Source organism: Aeromonas sp. QDB18 (genome assembly GCF_027705325.1).
GTDB lineage: Bacteria > Pseudomonadota > Gammaproteobacteria > Enterobacterales > Aeromonadaceae > Aeromonas > Aeromonas caviae.
Genome location: NZ_JAPDBQ010000028.1, coordinates 1 through 17248, shown reverse-complemented (window position 1 = coordinate 17248; position 17248 = coordinate 1). Strand labels below are relative to the sequence as shown.

Below are 17248 nucleotides of genomic sequence, written 5' to 3'. Positions count from 1 at the left end.
CCCTCTATCGGGCCATTTCAGAGCCCTTGCCCAAGCCCGCCTTGGGCAAGCCCTCTCACAAGATACGAGAAGCACCATGTACCAACTCAATCTGGATATCGCTCACTTCCTCGAGCACTACTGGCAGAAGCGCCCGCTCCTCATCAAGGGCGGTTTCACCGACTTTCAGGATCCCATCAGCCCGGACGAGCTGGCGGGTCTGGCCATGGAAGAGGTGATCGAATCGCGCCTGGTCACCCGCTTCAACAACAAGTGGGAGGCGGCCCACGGCCCCTTCGAATCCTACGATCACCTGGGGGAAGAGAACTGGACCGTGCTGGTGCAGGCGTGCAACCACTGGGTACCCGAGGTGCACGAGCTGGCGGTGCCCTTCCAGTTCATCCCGGGCTGGCGCTTTGACGATGTGATGGTGAGCTTCTCCACCCCTCACGGCGGTGTCGGCCCCCACATCGACAACTACGATGTCTTCATCACCCAGGGTCAGGGCAAGCGCCACTGGCGGGTCGGCGATGCCAAGCCCTTGAACGAGTTCGCCGCCCACGCGGCCCTGCTGCACTGCGAGCCGTTCGAGGCGATCATCGACGTCATCATGGAGCCGGGCGACATCCTCTACATCCCGCCCGGATTCCCCCACGAGGGCTACGCCATCGAGCCCTCCCTGAACTTCTCGGTGGGTTTCCGCGCACCGGACGCCAAGGCCCTTGTCTCCTCCTTTGCCGATCACCTGATCGACAACGAGATCCGCACCGAACGTTACGGCGACCCGGACCTCCAGCCCCGCGCCCGCCACGGGGAAATCCAGCCCCATGAGCTGCACCGCCTGCGGGAGCTGATGCAACAGGCCCTCGACGACGAGACCCTGTTCAAGGAGTGGTTCGGCACCATGATCTCCGAGGCCAAGCACGATCTGGACGTCAATCCGGTGGAGCCGGACTACAGCGCCGACGAGGTGGCCGACCTGCTGAGCCAGGGGGAGCCCGCCATCAAGGTGCCGGGGTTGCGCAGCGTCTGGTTCAGCGGCGAGAGCCGCACCTGCTACATCGACGGCGAAGCCTGGACCCTGCCAAGCGAGGATCCGGCCGCCATCGCGCTCCTGTGCGACAAGGACATCATCACCCAGGACGCGCTGGTGGAACTGGCCGATCAGGCGGGCTTCCTGCAACTGCTGACCCGGCTGGTCAACCGCGGCTACTGGTTCTTCGGCTGATCCAGAGGGCTGCCGCCCCTCCCGGCGTGCCGGGAGGGGCGGCGTTTTTTCCGCTGTAGGCCAACCGGCTCCTGCCCTGCGTTGCTTCGCCCTGACGCCGCGGGAGGGAGTGACTACACTGGATGACGGCCAACGGCATCGGGCCGGATCGCCCCCGCAATGGGGACCCTGTTGTTTGTCATTTAACAACATGGGATCGGGCAGGATGCGGGGCCAGAAATGGGAACCAAATGGCCTCAGTTGCGGAAAATCAATTATTTTAGCCCCTAAAATGAGCTGTGAGCGAAAACGTTATCTTTCAAATTGAGGCTGTTTTCGCTCAAAACGTTGTTTCTGGATCATAAAAAGTATCCAAAAACTGGTGTATATTGCACGGCGGAAATTCCTTAACCATGAAGACTGACATGAAAAAGACCAAAATCGTCTGCACCATCGGTCCCAAGACCGAATCCAAAGAAATGCTGGGCAAGATGCTGGATGCCGGCATGAACGTCATGCGCCTGAACTTCTCCCACGGCGACTACGCCGAACACGGTGGTCGCATCAGCAACCTGCGCGCTGTCATGGCCGAAACCGGCAAGCACGCAGCCATCCTGCTGGACACCAAGGGTCCGGAAATCCGCACCATCAAGCTCGAAGGCGGCAACGACGTCTCCCTGGTCGCCGGCCAGACCTTCACCTTCACCACCGACCAGACCGTGGTGGGCAACAAAGACAAAGTCGCCGTCACCTATGCCGGCTTTGCCAGCGACCTGCGCGTCGGCAACCGCATCCTGGTTGACGACGGCCTGATTGGCCTGGACGTCATCGAAATCACCGAGCGCGAAGTGATCTGTAAAGTGCTCAACAACGGTGACCTGGGCGAGAACAAGGGCATCAACCTGCCGGGCGTCTCCATCAAGCTGCCGGCCCTGGCCGAGAAAGACAAGCGCGACCTCATCTTCGGTTGCGAGCAAGGCGTTGATTTCGTTGCTGCCTCCTTCATTCGCAAGAAAGAAGACGTGCTGGAAATCCGTGAGCACCTGAAAGCCCACGGCGGCGAGAACATCCAGATCATCTCCAAGATCGAAAACCAGGAAGGCCTGGACAACTTCGACGAGATCCTGGCTGTCTCCGACGGCATCATGGTTGCCCGTGGCGACATGGGTGTCGAAATCCCGGTAGAAGAAGTGATCTTCGCCCAGAAGATGATCATCGAGAAGTGCAACAAAGCCCGCAAAGTGGTCATCACCGCCACCCAGATGCTGGACTCCATGATCAAGAACCCGCGTCCGACCCGCGCCGAAGCTGGCGACGTGGCCAACGCCATCCTGGACGGTACCGACGCAGTCATGCTGTCCGGTGAGTCCGCCAAGGGCAAGTACCCGCTGGAAGCCGTGACCATCATGGCCACCATCTGCGAGCGTACCGATGCCGTGATGCCGTCCAACCTGTCTGCTGCCAACGACAGCAACAAGCTGCGCATCACCGAAGCGGTCTGCAAAGGCGCGGTAGAGACCTCCGAGAAGCTGGACGCCCCGCTGATCGTGGTTGCCACCGAAGGCGGCAAGTCTGCCAAGGCCATCCGCAAGTACTTCCCGAAAGCCTGGATCCTGGCCATCACCACCAACAAGAAGACCGCTGCCCAGCTGGTGCTGACCAAGGGTGTGGTTGCTCACGTGGTTGACTCCATCGCCTCCACCGACGACTTCTATCGCATCGGCAAAGAAGCTGCGCTGGAAATCGGCATGGGCGTGAAGGGTGACGTGGTTGTCATGGTCTCCGGTGCCCTGGTACCGAGCGGTACCACCAACACCGCCTCCGTTCACGTACTGTAATCAGTCCTGAACCGATGAAAGCGGCGCCTGCGGGCGCCGTTTTTTTTTTATCTCTCCCCCTGCTGCCCCTCTTGCGCCGGTGCTAGAATCCACGCGGATTTTACCCTGGTGGAAAATCCCCCGAACATCGCATAATCACCCGGACGCTTTATGCTCTCAACACGCTTCAAAAGAGCCTCGGCCACCCTGCTGCCGCTGCTCTGTTTACTCATCACCTTCTGGACCCCGAGCACCCTGGCGCAGGATCTGCCCCAGCGCGCCACCGTGCAGCGGGCGCTCGACGCCCTCGGCAAGTCGGACACCCCTACGGCCAGCCAGCAGGCGGACCAGAAGTTCCTGACTGACACCCTCTCCCTCCTCGACAGCATCGACAAGGAGAAGAGCAAGGCCAAAACCCAGAGCGAACGCCTGCGCACCCTGCCGGCAGAGCTCAAGGAGATCGGCGCCAAGCTCGACGCCCTGACCCAGGGCAAGAGCCCGGAGCAGCTCAAGAGCGAATACGCCACCATGAGCCTGGCGGAGCTCGATGCCCGCCAACCCGAGATCATGGCCAACATGCAGGCGGCCCAGGAGGCCCTTGGCACCATCGGCAGCCAGATCACCAACCTGCAGACCCTGCCGGAGCGGGCCCAGGCCAGCATGAGCCGCGCCTATCAGCGCAGCCAGGAGATCCGCACCCGCCTCAACGCCGGGGACGGGGTGAGCAGCGCCGAGAAGATGAAGCTTAATGCCGAGCTGGCCCTGCTGGATCTGCAACTGGCCAACCTGCAAAAGGAGCTGGACAACCGCACCAGCATGCAGGATCTGGTGGTCAAGCAACGGGACTACCAGAGTGCCCGTCTCGCCAGTGAAGAGCAGAAACTGCAGGCATTGCAGGAGCAGAGCAGCGCCAAGCGCCTGGGGGATACCGAGAAGACCGCCGAAGAGACCGGCGAACTGGTGGCCGCCGAAGACAACCCCCTGGTGCAAAAAGAGCAGGAGCTCAACTACCAGCTCAGCCAGCAGCTCATCAGCTCCACCAACAGCCTCAACACCCTGGCCCAGAAGAACCTGCAGGCGAAGAGCATGCTGGAGCGCGGCACCCAGACCGAGCGCAACCTCAACGAACAGGTGCAGATGCTCAAGGGCAACCTGCTGCTCTCGCGCATCCTCTATCAGCTCTACCAGCAACTGGAAGCGGCCCCCTCCACCCTGGTGAAGAACCTGGAGGAGCAGATCGCCGACCTGCACCTGGCCCAGTTCGAACTGAGCCAGCAGCGTGACCAGCTGTTCCAGAAGAACCAGTATCTGGACAACCTCATCGCCAGCAGCGGCGAGACGGTGAGCGACGAAGACAGGGCCAGCCTTGCCAAGCTCATCGACACCCGCATCGGCCTGCTGGATCAGCTCAACCGCCAGATGGATGCCCAGCTCACCAACGCCATCAGCCTGCAACTGACCCAGCAGCAGCTGACCCGGGTCTATGCCTCCATCGAGTTCACCCTGCAGCAGCACATCTTCTGGGTGAGCAGCAACAAGCCCATCGACGCCAAGTGGTTCATCACCTGGCCAGCCCAGGCCTTCAAGCAGGCCTCCGACTGGGTGCTGAAACCGGACTGGAGCGGCTGGGGCGACATGCTGCTGGCGGTCTCCCTGCTCTCCCTGCCACTGCTGCTGGTGGGGGGCCTGCTGCTGTGGAAGCGCGGCACCCTGCTCGAGCGCCAGAAGAAGATCGTCAAGGATCTGGGACGTTTTCGTCAGGACAGCCAGTGGCACACCCCCCGTGCCCTGCTGTTCACCGTGCTGCAACGCCTGCCGGGCACCCTCTTCATCCTGGCCGCCGGCCTGCTGCTCGCCTATTGCGGTCTGCTGAGCCCGAAACTCATTTTCCAGATCACCCTGAACCTGGCCCTCGGCTACCTGGTGTTCAGCGTCTACCTGTCGGTGATGCGACCAGGGGGCATCGGCGAGACCCACTTCCGCATGCCGCGGGACGAGCTGCAGGCCAAGCGCAACAGCATGCGCTACCTCTGGCTGCCCCTGCTGCCCCTCATCATGCTGTCGACCAAGGCGGTGGTGGAGCCCTCCTCCCTTGGCAACGACGTCATCGGCCAGGGCATGACCATGCTGCTGCTGGGGCTGACCGCCTACCTGGTGCTGCCCATCTCCCGCGCCCGCATCAAGGGCGAGGCGAGCATGTTGCAGACCCTGACCGCCGTCGCCCTGGCGCTGGCGCCGGTGGCCCTGATGGTGCTGGCAGCCCTTGGCTACTACTACACGGCCCTGAAACTCACCGGCAGGCTCATCGAGTCCTTCTACCTCATCATCATCTGGGGTCTGGTCTATCGCACCGCCCTGCGCGGTCTTGAGCTGGCGGCCCGTCGTCTGGCCTATCGCCGCGCGGTCGCCAAGCGGGAACACAAGACCCAGGAGGATGCGGAAGGGGGCGAAGCCATCGAAGAGCAGCCCATGGATCTGGAAGAGGTCAGCCAGCAGTCCCTGCGTCTGACCCGCATCATGCTGCTGCTGGTGTTCGGCGTCGCCTTCTACTGGCTCTGGTCTGATCTGGTGGCGGTCTTCACCTACCTCGACAGCGTGGTGCTGTGGCACAAGAGCGAGGGGACCGGGGCCAACGCCGTGCTCTATCCCATCAGCCTGAGCGACGTGCTGACCGGCCTCTTCGTGTTTGGTGCGGCTCTGTCGCTGGCCCGCAACCTGCCGGGCCTGCTGGAGGTGCTGGTGCTCTCCAAGCTGCGCCTTGCCCAAGGCACGGCCTATGCCTTCACCACCATGCTCAACTACGCCCTGATCGGGGTGGGCAGCCTGACGGCGCTGGCCATGCTGGGGGTCCAGTGGGAGAAGCTGCAGTGGCTGGCCGCCGGTCTCTCGGTCGGTATCGGTTTCGGCATGCAGCAGATCGTCTCCAACTTCATCTCAGGCATCATCATCCTGTTCGAGCGCCCGGTGCGGATCGGCGACACCGTCACCATCGGCACCATCTCGGGCACGGTCAACAAGATCAGGATCCGCTCCACCACCCTCACCGACTTCGACCGCAAGGAGGTGATCATCCCGAACCAGCAGTTGATGATAGAGCGGCTCATCAACTGGTCCCTGTCCGACACCGTCACCCGGGTCATCGCCCGGGTCGGGGTGGCCTATGGCTCGGATCTGGATCTGACCCGCAAGCTGTTGATGCAGGCCGCCATGGAGAACAGCCGGGTGCTGAAAGACCCGGCCCCCATCGTCTACTTCCTCACCTTCGGACCCAGCACACTGGATCACGAGCTGCGCTTCTTCGTGAGCGAGCTGGGGGATCGCAACCCGGCCATCGACGAGCTGAACCGCCGCATCGACGTGCTGTTCCGCGAGCATGGCATCGAGATCGCGTTCAACCAGATGGACGTCTACATCAAGAACATGCAGGGAGACGAACAGAAGGTGGAATCCCGCCCGGCGCTGCCGCCGGCGGGGAACCAGCCCGTCTGATCCCGCCCGCTTCACAGGCCCCGTCACGGGGCCTGTTTTTTTCTGCCCGCCCCCCGCCTTGGAAAGCGCAGATCGCCCCCAATATAGGGAAGACAACGGACTGTCTGCACGAGGAACCCAATGGACTCGCTCTACGCTGTGGTGCTCTTTGCCATCTCGGCATCGGTCATCCCCGGCCCCAACAACATCATGGTGATGAGCGCCGGCGCCAGCATCGGGATACGCAAGAGCCTGCCCTTGCTCATGGGGATCTGCGTCGGCTTCACCCTGATGCTGTTGCTGGTGGGGCTGGGCTTTGGCCAGCTCTTTACCCGCTTCCCCGAACTCCACATGTTCATCAAGTGCGCGGGCACCCTCTATCTGCTCTATCTTGCCTGGCTCATCGCCCGCCCGACGGACGGGATGGCTGACAGCAACGGAACCCGCCCGTTCGGCTTTTTCAAGGGTGCCCTGTTCCAGTGGGTCAATGCCAAGGCCTGGGTGGTTGCCACCGGTGCCATCGCCGCCTTCACCAGCGCGGGAAGCGACCCCTTTGAGCAGCACCTCGTCATCGCCCTGACCTTCTTCATCGTCTCTTTCCCCTGCGTCGGACTCTGGCTCCTGTGCGGTTCCCTGCTCAAGCGCTGGCTGGCAAACGATCTTGCCCGTCGCCGCTTCAACCAGGTGATGGCAGCCCTGCTGGTACTGTCAGTGGTGCCCGTCATTCGCGAGATCCTGATCCCCGCCTGAGACGCCGGGACTCCCCTTTCCCTTGACCCGACGGATGGCCGTCGCAAAGGAGATGCAATGCAACAAGTGGTCTATGTGGCCAACCCGGTGAGCGGGTTGATCCATGTGTTTCGCCTCGAGGCAGGCACCCTCGCCCCGCTGCAGGAAGTGCAGACCGGCGGCGAGGTGCAGCCCCTGGTCATCAGCCCGGACCGGCGCTGGCTCCATGCGGGGGTGCGTCCCGATTTTCGGGTGCTGAGTTTCCCCATCGCCGCCGATGGGCGGCTCGGGGCCCCGACCTCGGCGCCCCTCGAGGGCAGCGCCTCCCACACCTGCATGGACGGCAGCGGCCGCCTCTTCTTTGCCGCCTCCTACGCCTTCAACCACGTCACCGTCTCCCGCCAGGATCAGGCGGGCCGGATGCAGCCCCCTCACCAGCGTCTCGACCACCTGATGGCGGCCCACTCGGTCACCTGGCTTGCGGGGCAAAACGGGGAGCAGGAGCTGCTGGTGGCCTGCCTGAAAGAGGACAGGGTGCGCCGCTTTGCCCTGGTGGACGAGAAGCTGGTTCCCCATCCCTTGGGGGACATTCACACCGCCCCCGGCGCCGGGCCCCGCCATCTGGCCCTGCACCCGGACAACGGCGATCTCTATTGCCTCAACGAACTCGATGCCACCCTCAATCGCTACCACAGGGAGGCGGATGGACAGATAGTGGCGCGCGAGAGCCTGGACATGCTGCCCCCAGGCTATGAGGGGGAGCGCTGGGGCGCCGACCTGCACCTGACCCCGGATGGACGTTTTCTCTACACCAGCGAACGGGCCAGCAGCCTGCTCACCCTGTTCGGCGTATCCCCCCAAGATGGCGCCCTCATCCCCCTCGGCCACTTCCCGACCGAGGCCTGTCCCCGGGGCTTTGCCATCGACCACAGCGGCCACTGGCTCATCGCGACCGGGCAGCAATCCCATGAGGTGGCGCTGCATGCCATCGACCCCGAAAGCGGCCAGCTCACCCCGGGCCCACGGAGCAAGGTGGGCAAGGGGGCCATGTGGGTGAGGGTGCTCGCCCTCCCCTGAGATGGCGAAAAACGGGCATAAAAAAAACCATGGCACTGCCATGGCCTGCGTGAGCCGGCCCCCTCAGGAGCCGGTCACTTCCTTCAGGAAACCGGTGAAACGATGCCAGGACTTGGCATCGGCATCGGCGCGGTAGTTGTCCGAGCCAAAGACGCTGAACGCGTGGGGAGCACCGCTGTAGCTGGTCGCCTCGTGCTTCACCCCGGCGCTCTCCAGCTCGGCCACCAGCGCCGCAAACTGACCCAGAGAGACCGCCTCGTCGGCGCTGCCGTGCTGGACAAGCAACTCTCCCTTCACCTCTTTGTAGTCCTGCCCGGCCGGGGTCTCCAGCCCGCCGTGTACGCTCACCACCCCCTTGAGATCCGCCCCGCTGCGGGCCAGCTCCAGCACGGCGGCGCCGCCGAAGCAGTAACCGAGGGCCACCGCATTGTCGAGCCGCCCCCCCTGCCTGCCCGCCTCCGCCAATCCCCCTTGCAGCAGGGTGCGCATCCTGGTCCTGTCCTGATAAAGGGCCCCGGTGAGGCGCTTCTTGTCTTCCACCGTGCTCGGCCTGACCCCGGCACCGAACAAATCTACGGCAAAGACACTGTAGCCCAGGGCCACCAGCATCTCGGCCCGCTTGATCTCGTAACCGTTGAGCCCGTCCCAGTCGTGCACCAGCACCACCAGAGGGGCATCCTTGTCGGCACCTGCCAGGTAATAGCCCTCGAACGGCTTGCCTTCGACCTCGTAGCGCACCGCACCGGCCTCGGCCGCACCGCTCCCCATCAGCCCCAGCAGGGCCAGGATCCATGCCCTCTTCATCCTTTCGTCCTCTCCCGTCAATGGTGCCCCTGAATGTAGCCGCTTCACATGGGAGCCCGGGTTCAGTGGTACGCAGGCAAAAAGAGAGAGGCCACCCGAAGGTGGCCTCTTTTTCATCATCTCAACGTACAGCAAGCCAGGCGTTTAATCCTTGGCGCTCTCCATGGCACCCGTTTCGGAGTGCTGGGGCAGGATGAGGTTGAGCAGGATGGCCGCCACCGAGGCCAGCCCCACGCCCGCCAGGGCGAAGTCGCCAATCTTCATCTACAGGGCGCCGACACCCACGGTCAGGGTCACCGCCACGATGGCGATGTTGCGGGACAGCCCCAGATCCACCTTGGACTCAACCAGGGTCTTGAGACCGATGGCGGCGATGGATCCGAACAGCAGCAGCATGATGCCGCCCATCACCGGCATGGGGATGGAGGTGAGCAGGGCGTTGAACTTGCCGAAGAAGGCCAGAATGATGGCGAACACCGCGGCCCAGGTCATGGTGACCGGGTTGAAGTTGCGGGTGATCATCACGGCGCCGGTCACTTCTGCATAGGTGGTGACGGGGGGACCACCGATGAAACCGGCGAAGCAGACGCCGATGCCGTCACCGGCCAGGGTGCGGTGCAGGCCCGGATCCTTGGTGTAGTCCTTGCCGGTCACCCCGCCGATGGCCAGCACGCCGCCGATGTGCTCGATGCAGGGGGCGATGGCCACCGGCAGCATGAAGAGGGCCGCGGCCCAGTTGATCTCCGGGGTCTCGAAGTGGGGCAGCGCCAGCCAGGGGGCGTTGACCATGCCGTCGAAACTCACCTGGCCCATCAGCACGGCAGAGACATAACCGGCGATGACACCGCACAGGATGGGGATGAGTTTGATCCAGCCCTTGCAGAACACGGCGGCAATCAGGGTGACCGCCAGCGAGATCCCCGCCAGGGTCAGCGCCGTGGTGGCAGGCACCACCTGCTCACCGCCGGCACGGCCCATGGCCATGTTGCAGGCTACCTGAGCCACCGACAGGCCGATCACCATGATGACGGGACCGATGACCACGGGGGGCAGCAGCTTGTGCACGAAGCCCATGCCACGAGCGCGGATGATGGCCGCCAGGATGAAATACATGAAGCCCGCGGCAAACAGACCGAACATGGTGGAGGGCAGGCCCCAGGTCTGGGTGGCATAGATGATGGGGGCGATGAAGGCGAAGCTGGAGCCGAGGAAGATCGGCACCTGACGACGGGTGCAGAGCTGGAACAGCAGGGTGCCTACACCGGCGCCAAGCAGGGCCATGGAGGGGTTCAGACCGGTGAGCAGGGGCACCAGCACCATGGCACCGAAGGCGACAAACAGAATTTGCAGCCCGGCGACGCTTTGCTTGACCAAGGAAAACATGGGTATCCTTAATTTTTTGATAACTGACAGGGATATTTGACACTTTTCAGTCATCACAAGACGTTTTCAAGGCAGCCAACGGGCCAAACGGCGTCATGTGTTGCCTTTTACTGCTTGGGGAGGGCATGAAACTGGCTTTTTAGGCGGGATTCGCTGCTACAAGCATCGAGGAAGCGATTTTACGCACTTTTATGGCCAACGCCAATCGTTTTTCCGGCGAGTTGACATGACAAGGCTTTCAACTGGTCGACGCAGATATCGCCCCAACCCCCTCTCTATACTCGAAGGCGTGACCCCACACCGACAAGGAGTTCCCCATGTCACTGCCCTCATTCAAACCCAGCCAGCGCCGGCTGCTGCTGGGTTCGGCCATCGCCCTGGCCCTGTTCGCCACCCCGCTGAGCTATGACTTCGACCACCACCAGTGGCAGGCAAACCAGGCCCATGCCAAATCCTGCTTCATTGCCGGTACCCGCATCCTGATGGCCGATGGCTGCGAACGCCCCATCGAGACCCTGCGGGTCGGCGATCGGGTGCGGGACAGGCACGGGCAGAGCAACCGCATCCAGGCCATCGAGCGGGTGGCGCTGGGGGCGCGCAGGCTCTACGGGCTCAATCATCTGCCCCCCTTCTTTACCGCCGAGCACCCCTTCCTCACCACCCGGGGCTGGGCGGCCATCGCACCGGCCATGACCCGCACCGAAAACCCGGCCCTCGCCGTGCTGCCGCTCTTTACCGGCATGCACCTGCTGGGTTGGTCAGAGGGGGGCAGCGCGGGCAACCTGGCGCTGGCGCCGCACCCTGTCGAACTGCCGGTGGCCTCCCTCTTCTGGGTTGATGCCCCGCCCGCCACGGCGCTGTTCAACCTGATCCTCGATGGCAGCCACAGCTATGTGGCCAATGGGCTGATCGTGCACAACAAAGGGGGGGATGGCGGCGGCAACAGTGGTAGCGGAGGCGGCAACAGCGGCGGTGGGGGCAGCAACAGCGGCGGCGGGGGCAGCAACAGCGGCGGCGGGGGCAGCAACAGCGGCGGCGGGGGCAGCAACAGCGGCGGTGGGGGCAATAGTAGCCACAGTGGAAACAATAGCGGAAATGGAGGCGATAGTAGCCATAACGGAAACAATGGCGGGGACGACAGTGGCCACGGCGGCGATGACCGTGGTCAGGGCGAACATGCCGGTGGCGATCGCCACGGCGGTGGCGACAAGCATGCCGGCGGGGAGCGTCATGCCGGTGGCCGGGTGGACGACAACGGTGTGGACGCCGTCGATGCCAATGGCAACAAGCTTCGAGGCGATGGCAGCGTGGACGACAACGGCGTGGACGCCGTCGACGCCAATGGCAACAAGCTTCGAGGCGATGGCAGCGTGGATGACAACGGCGTGGACGCCGTCGACGCCAATGGCAAGTCGACGCCAATGGCAACAAGCTTCGAGGCGATGGCAGCGTCGATGACCGCCTGGTGCCCCCGCCCGCTCAATAGGTGGCAGCGTCCTGCCCCGCACACACAGCAGGGCGGAAAACAGAGAGGGTGGCCTGGGCCACCCTCTCTGTTTCTATGGCATCGTCATGTCCGCGACACGTGCGGGCAGGTCGCACCTCAGACCCGGCGATAGGGCAGGTAGACCGGCTCCCACATATGGCTCAGGATGTGCTCTTGCAGATCCTGACCGATGAGCGGGTGGGAGGGGTCGCGGCGCACGATATCCTTGAGCACCGCGGTCGCCACGTGCACCGAGATGTTGCGCAGCTCGCTGATCCTCGGGTAGACGGTGCCCCGGGCGAGATCCGCCTCGCTCACGCACTCCGCGAGCGCAAAGGCGGCGGTGGTGAAGATGTCCGGGCTTATCTCGCGGATCTGGCTGACGATGGCCGCCAGCCCCACCCCGGGGAAGATGAAGACGTTGTTGCCCTGACCGATGCGATAATCCTGCCCCTCATGGTGCACGTCCTTGAACGGGCTGCCGGTGGCGACGATGGCACGCCCCTGGCTCCAGCGGAAGATGTCTTCCGGCAGGGCCTCGCAGTTGGCGGTGGGGTTGGAGAGGGGGAACACCATAGGGCGCTCGCAGTGGGTCAGCATCAGCTGGATGTGCTCCTCCTGGAAGGCGCCACCGGCGCCGCTGGTGCCGAGCAGCACTGTGATGGGCACGTGGCGCAGCACCTCGGTCAGCCCCGCCTTGCCCTGCAGATCCCACTGGGCCAGCAAGAGGCCCGGCTTGGCGTAGCGACGCTTGTACTCATCCAGCCCCTCGCGGTTGTCACACACCAGCCCCTGGGTATCCAGGATGTAGATGCGATCCCGCGCCGCCTGCGGGTCAAGCCCCTCGCGGATCATCCCCGCGCAGATCTGATCCGCCACCCCGACCCCGCCAGCCCCGGCCCCGTAGACCAGGTAATGCTGCTGGCCCAGGGTTTCCCCCTTGGATTTGACGGCCCCTATGATGCCCGCCAGCACCACGGCCCCGGTGCCCTGGATGTCGTCGTTGAACGACGGCAGCGCCTGCTGGTAGCGGGCCAGGTTGTTGAAGGCGTTGGACTTGCTGAAGTCCTCCCACTGCAACACGGCGTTGGGGAAGTGGCGCTTGACCCCGGTCACGAATTTGTCGATGAAGTCATCGTACTCCTTGCCGCGAATGCGCCTGTGGGGCTGACCCAGGTACATGGGGTCATCCAGCAGCGCCTGGTTGTCGGTGCCCACGTCCAGCGCGATGGGCAGGCAGCAGGCGGGATGGATGCCCGCCCCCAGGGTATAGAGGGCGAGCTTGCCGATGGGAATGCCCATGCCCCCCACCCCCTGATCGCCGATGCCGAGGATCCCCTGGCTGTCGGTCACGACGATGATGCGCACCGCCTTGGCATCCATGTGGCGGGCGAGAGAGCCCATATCCTCGACGTTCTTCGGGGTGATGTAGAGGCCGCGCGGCTTCTGGAAGCGGTGGCTGAACTCCTGGCACGCCTTGCCCACGGTCGGGGTGTAGATGTAGGGGGTCATCTCCTCCACGTGGCGGGACAGGAGGGCGTAGAACAGGGTTTCGTTGCGATCCTGCAAGGCTCGCAGGTTCTGGTACTTCTCGATGTCGCTGCAGGCGCTCAAGAAGGCCTCATAGACCCGCTCCAGCTGGGCTTCGAAAGTCTGCACCTGGGGCGGCAAGAGGCCGCCCAGCTCAAAATCGGCCCGTTCCTGTTCGGTGAAGGCGGTGCCCTTGTTGAGGTTGCGATCGTTGAGCAGATTGGTGCCCGTCAGCGCAACGGGGCGAAAATCGTGACCCTGTGCATCTTTCCACAGCAGATATTGTCCGGTAGCCATAGTCATTCTCTTTGATTTACATGAAGTTGCCATCAGGCAGGAGAGCAAGGCTCAGAATGCTGGGGATCATATGACGTTTGCCGATCCGGTTTTGTGAGCTTGGACAAACCCTGCGGCCAAAGGCGCCTTTGCCGGGGCAGCCGAAGGTTGCTCCCGCGCCCGCCTTGGCGCAAGATCCCGACACGCCCCTGTGGGCATCCCTTTGCGAGCAACGGAGCACCATGACCCCTTCCTCTTCCCCCGCTTTTCTCGTCAGCGGCGTCATCCTCGCGGGCGGTCGCGCCATCCGCATGGGGGGCGATGACAAGGGCTGGGTGCCCCTCGCGGGCACTCCCCTGATCCAGCACGTGCTGACCCGCCTGCGCCCCCAAGTCGACGAGGTGCTGATCAACGCCAACCGCAGCCAGGCTCGCTACCGGCAACTTGCTCCCGTCATCGGGGACGCGCAGGCCGACTTCCAGGGGCCGCTGGCCGGCATGCTGGCGGGGCTGACGGCGGCCCGTCATGACTGGGTGCTGTTCGTCCCCTGTGACGGCCCCGCCCTGCCCCTTGATCTGATGACCCGCTTTCGCGCCGCCATCACCCCGGACACCGATCTGGTGGTGGCCCACGACGGGGAGCACCTCCAGCCCGTGGTCGCCCTGCTGCGCCGCGCCCTGCGCCCCTCCCTGAGCCAGGCGCTGGCGGACGGGGAGCGCAAGACCGGGGCCTGGTTTGCCCGCCACCGGATGGCGGTAGTGCCCTTTGCCGATCTGCCCGACGCCTTCGTCAACCTCAACAGCCCGGCCGAACTCGCCGCCTGGGAGGCGAGGCTGCGGGAAGGGGGCGCGCCATGAGCCCCCTGCCCCTGCTCGGCTTCGTCGCCTGGAGCGGCACCGGCAAGACCACCCTGCTGGAGCGCCTCATCCCGCGCCTGGTGGCGCGCGGTCTGCGCCTCGGGGTGCTCAAGCACACCCATCACGCCTTTGACATGGACCAGCCCGGCAAGGACAGCCACCGCCTGCGCCAGGCGGGCGCCACCCAGGTGATGGCGGCCTCCGACCGGCGCCACGCCCTGATCCGGGAGACCCCGGAGGGGGAGCCCCCCTTCGAGGCGCTGCTGGCCCGCTTCGATACGAGCGCCCTGGATCTGCTGTTGGTCGAGGGGTTCAAGCACAGGCGCTTTCCCAAGGTGGAGCTGTATCGCGCCGCCATCGGCCGGCCCCTGCTCTTCCCCGATGATCCTGACATCGTCGCCCTCGTGAGCGACACTCCCCAGGCCACGACCCTGCCCCGGTTCCCCTTCGAGGATCTGGAGGCCATCGCCGATTTCATCTGCGCCCGGTTGCCCCCGCACGAACCCCGTCAGGCCCCACCGCCCCTTCGCCTCTGCGCCCGGCTGCTGGCGGCCCTGCCCCCATCGGCAGAGCAGGGCGTTGTGCCCGGCTTGCTCAGTCAGGACGAGGCTGGCACCCTGCTGGTGCGCCCGGTGGATGGGGGCCACGACAGTGCCAACTGCCGCATCGAACGGGCGCCGGGTAGCGCGGCCCTTCCCCCCGGCGAGCGGGTCATGGTGCGCCTGCCGACAGGTGCGCCCGTATGAACCGGGGAAACGACGCAGGTCAAGGCGAATGCCGTCCCCCTTGCTATCCTCACAACCCTGACCCGAGATAAGAGAACGCCCTTGCGCCTCAATGCCCCGCTCTCCCGCTTAGATCTGCTCATCTATGGCCGCTACCGCCTGGTCCACGGCCTGCGCATCGCCCTGGCCTTCACCCTCACCTTCCTGTTGACCCGGGAGCTCAAGCTGCCGGAGAGCACCTGGCCCCTCATCACCCTGGTGGTGGTGATGGGCCCCATCTCGTTCTGGGGCAACGTGCTGTCGCGCGCCCTGCAACGGGTGGTGGGCACCGTCTTTGGCGCCGCCTGCGGGGTGGTGGCCCTCTATCTGGAGCTCTACTCCCTGCCCCTGATGCTGGCCTGGTGCTGCGCCATCATGTTCCTGTGCGGCTACCTGGCGCTCGGCAAGCGCCCCTATGTGGGGCTGCTCATCGGCATCACCCTGGGGGTCATCGTCGGCGGGGTGCCCGGGGACATCGAGACCGCGCTCTGGCGCAGCGGCGACGTCATCCTGGGGTCGGTGCTGGCCCTGCTGTTTTGCAGCATCTACCCCCAGCGGGCCTATACCCACTGGCGTCTGCAGATGCACGACACCCTGCAGCAGGCCGGGCGGCTCTACCACACCCACCTCTCCCCCAACGTGCTGGAGCGCCCCAGGCTCACCCGAAGCCATGCCCGCCTGCTCGCCAAAATAGTCAGCCTGCGCCCCCTGCTGGCCCCGGCGGTCAAGGAGACCCGCCTTGGCAGCCCGCTGTTCGAGGCGACCCAGACCACCCTTCGCAACAGCGTCTGCACCCTGGAGATGCTGGCCAACACCTACTGGCGGGATCGCCAGAGCCACTTCCTGATGCAGAGCCACCCGGGGCTTCGCGCCTGCCAGCAGGCGACAGAGTCGGTGCTCACCGAACTCGCCCTCATGCTCAAGAGCGGCGATACCACGGCGGCCGACCAGGCCATCGGCCGCCTGCAAGCCGCCGCCGCCCGGCTCGATGGGGACGCAAGCCAGGCACCAGGCCAGGGACACGACCCCACCCTTGGCGGCTACCTCTGGCTCAATCTCCATCTCATCGAGCAGCTCGCCCACCTCCATCGCCTGCTGGGGCTGGTGCTGCAACCCTATGCCAAGCCCTCGGCCCGCCCCTGATCGCGCCGCCTGCAACCGCCCACAAAAAGCCCCGCCGATGCGGCAATGCTGTTCACTTAAGCGGAGCCGCATTGCGATTTACCGGAAAACGGGTCTTTGATATCTTCACCGCCCTGGGTCTCGATGGCCTGGGGCGTTTTTCTATGAACATGACGCCTATGCAGCCCCGCAACTCCGCCAACCTCCGTGGCGTATGGGCTGGCGATAACGCGCCCGCCATCACTGCCATCTGGTTCGCGATGAACTGACAGGCAAACTTAAAGCTCACCTCATTGGGCGCTCGCTGATGGGCTACGGCGGCCTGGCTGGCCTCCCGCCTGACCAGATTGTATCCAAGCAGCAATCCCCACAGCTCCTGATAGACCAAGTCCACTTTCTTGCTTCTCAGCGTGATGGCGTTGTGCTGCATCGCGCTTTTGATATCCCGGTATCCCAGCTCGATTTCCCAGCGCTCGTGGTACAGGGTCGCCACCTGAGCTGCGCTGAATCGCGCCACGGGCAGGGAGGTAAAGACCGTTTTCTCCTTGCCTGCCACCTCATAGGTCACTGCGCGAACTTGCCAGTGTGTCGGCAACGCCGGGTTTTTCTTGCGAGCCTGAGGCGAGACCGTCATTTGCAACAGACGGTCACCGTCGCCATAGCGCTCAAGTTCCGTGTATACCAGCCCCTTGCGTTCCGGGATGAGCCAGTGACGGTCGGTGTCTTCGGCCTGAATACGCAGCAACAGG

The 17248-nt window shown here is 64.3% G+C and carries 10 protein-coding genes and 3 pseudogenes; 9 read left to right on the top strand and 4 right to left on the bottom strand.

From position 1 onward, the window contains the following. Positions 1–76 precede the first annotated feature (76 nt). From OKC30_RS06760 to pgl, 5 genes are all read left to right on the top strand, one after another. The gene (locus OKC30_RS06760; protein WP_010673616.1) at positions 77–1207 is read left to right on the top strand and encodes a ribosomal protein uL16 3-hydroxylase; all 1131 of its coding nucleotides are present in this window, start codon (positions 77–79) and stop codon (positions 1205–1207) included. A gap of 404 nt (positions 1208–1611) precedes the next feature. Beyond that, positions 1612–3024, top strand: a complete 1413-nt coding sequence (pykF, locus tag OKC30_RS06755) for a pyruvate kinase PykF (RefSeq protein ID WP_010673615.1) — start codon at positions 1612–1614, stop codon at positions 3022–3024. Positions 3025–3174: 150 nt separating this feature from the next. Then, positions 3175–6492, top strand: coding sequence for a mechanosensitive channel MscK (mscK, locus tag OKC30_RS06750; protein ID WP_270666562.1), 3318 nt, complete (start codon positions 3175–3177; stop codon positions 6490–6492). Positions 6493–6612: 120 nt separating this feature from the next. Further along, complete coding sequence (locus tag OKC30_RS06745) at positions 6613–7221, top strand: LysE family translocator (protein WP_270667846.1); 609 nt, start codon at positions 6613–6615, stop codon at positions 7219–7221. Between the two features lie 57 nt (positions 7222–7278). Next, positions 7279–8277 carry a 6-phosphogluconolactonase gene (gene pgl, locus OKC30_RS06740; protein WP_270671101.1) on the top strand — a complete coding sequence of 333 codons (999 nt, stop codon included), beginning with the start codon at positions 7279–7281 and terminating at the stop codon, positions 8275–8277. 63 nt (positions 8278–8340) lie between these two features. Here pgl and OKC30_RS06735 read toward each other — a convergent pair whose 3' ends face one another. Both OKC30_RS06735 and OKC30_RS06730 read right to left on the bottom strand, forming a co-directional pair. Next, on the bottom strand, positions 8341–9081 hold the full coding sequence (locus tag OKC30_RS06735; protein WP_270671100.1) for a dienelactone hydrolase family protein: 741 nt from the start codon (positions 9079–9081) through the stop codon (positions 8341–8343). Between the two features lie 144 nt (positions 9082–9225). Beyond that, a pseudogene (locus OKC30_RS06730) lies at positions 9226–10464 on the bottom strand (uracil-xanthine permease family protein). Between the two features lie 317 nt (positions 10465–10781). Here OKC30_RS06730 and OKC30_RS06725 point away from each other — a divergent pair. Continuing rightward, a pseudogene (locus OKC30_RS06725) lies at positions 10782–11926 on the top strand (Hint domain-containing protein); the annotation flags it as partial. 141 nt (positions 11927–12067) lie between these two features. Here the strand turns inward: OKC30_RS06725 and OKC30_RS06720 are convergent. Next, entirely contained in the window at positions 12068–13777 is a 1710-nt protein-coding gene (locus OKC30_RS06720) for an NAD-dependent malic enzyme (RefSeq protein WP_270667843.1), read from the bottom strand. A gap of 221 nt (positions 13778–13998) precedes the next feature. Between OKC30_RS06720 and mobA the strand changes: the two genes are divergently transcribed. The 3 genes from mobA to OKC30_RS06705 all read left to right on the top strand — a co-directional run bounded on the left by mobA (position 13999) and on the right by OKC30_RS06705 (position 16520). Beyond that, positions 13999–14613: a molybdenum cofactor guanylyltransferase MobA gene (gene mobA / locus OKC30_RS06715; RefSeq protein WP_270667841.1), complete on the top strand. Its 615-nt coding sequence runs from the start codon at positions 13999–14001 to the stop codon at positions 14611–14613. Then, positions 14610–15359, top strand: a complete 750-nt coding sequence (gene mobB, locus OKC30_RS21505; protein ID WP_053288259.1) for a molybdopterin-guanine dinucleotide biosynthesis protein B — start codon at positions 14610–14612, stop codon at positions 15357–15359. The genes mobA and mobB overlap by 4 nt, the downstream gene beginning before the upstream one ends. An 81-nt stretch (positions 15360–15440) precedes the next feature. Further along, entirely contained in the window at positions 15441–16520 is a 1080-nt protein-coding gene (locus OKC30_RS06705) for an FUSC family protein (RefSeq protein WP_270667840.1), read from the top strand. Positions 16521–16572: 52 nt separating this feature from the next. Here the strand turns inward: OKC30_RS06705 and OKC30_RS06700 are convergent. Further along, positions 16573–17248: pseudogene (locus OKC30_RS06700) on the bottom strand (IS4-like element ISAeme15 family transposase); the annotation flags it as partial.

Excerpts from the sequence above, each read along its gene's own strand:
- OKC30_RS06760 (WP_010673616.1), top strand. The coding sequence starts at position 77 with ATGTACCAACTCAATCTGGATATCGCTCACTTCCTCGAGCACTACTGG.
- pykF (WP_010673615.1), top strand. The coding sequence starts at position 1,612 with ATGAAAAAGACCAAAATCGTCTGCACCATCGGTCCCAAGACCGAATCC.
- mscK (WP_270666562.1), top strand. The coding sequence starts at position 3,175 with ATGCTCTCAACACGCTTCAAAAGAGCCTCGGCCACCCTGCTGCCGCTG.
- OKC30_RS06745 (WP_270667846.1), top strand. The coding sequence starts at position 6,613 with ATGGACTCGCTCTACGCTGTGGTGCTCTTTGCCATCTCGGCATCGGTC.
- pgl (WP_270671101.1), top strand. The coding sequence starts at position 7,279 with ATGCAACAAGTGGTCTATGTGGCCAACCCGGTGAGCGGGTTGATCCAT.
- OKC30_RS06735 (WP_270671100.1), bottom strand. The coding sequence starts at position 9,081 with ATGAAGAGGGCATGGATCCTGGCCCTGCTGGGGCTGATGGGGAGCGGT.
- OKC30_RS06720 (WP_270667843.1), bottom strand. The coding sequence starts at position 13,777 with ATGGCTACCGGACAATATCTGCTGTGGAAAGATGCACAGGGTCACGAT.
- mobA (WP_270667841.1), top strand. The coding sequence starts at position 13,999 with ATGACCCCTTCCTCTTCCCCCGCTTTTCTCGTCAGCGGCGTCATCCTC.
- mobB (WP_053288259.1), top strand. The coding sequence starts at position 14,610 with ATGAGCCCCCTGCCCCTGCTCGGCTTCGTCGCCTGGAGCGGCACCGGC.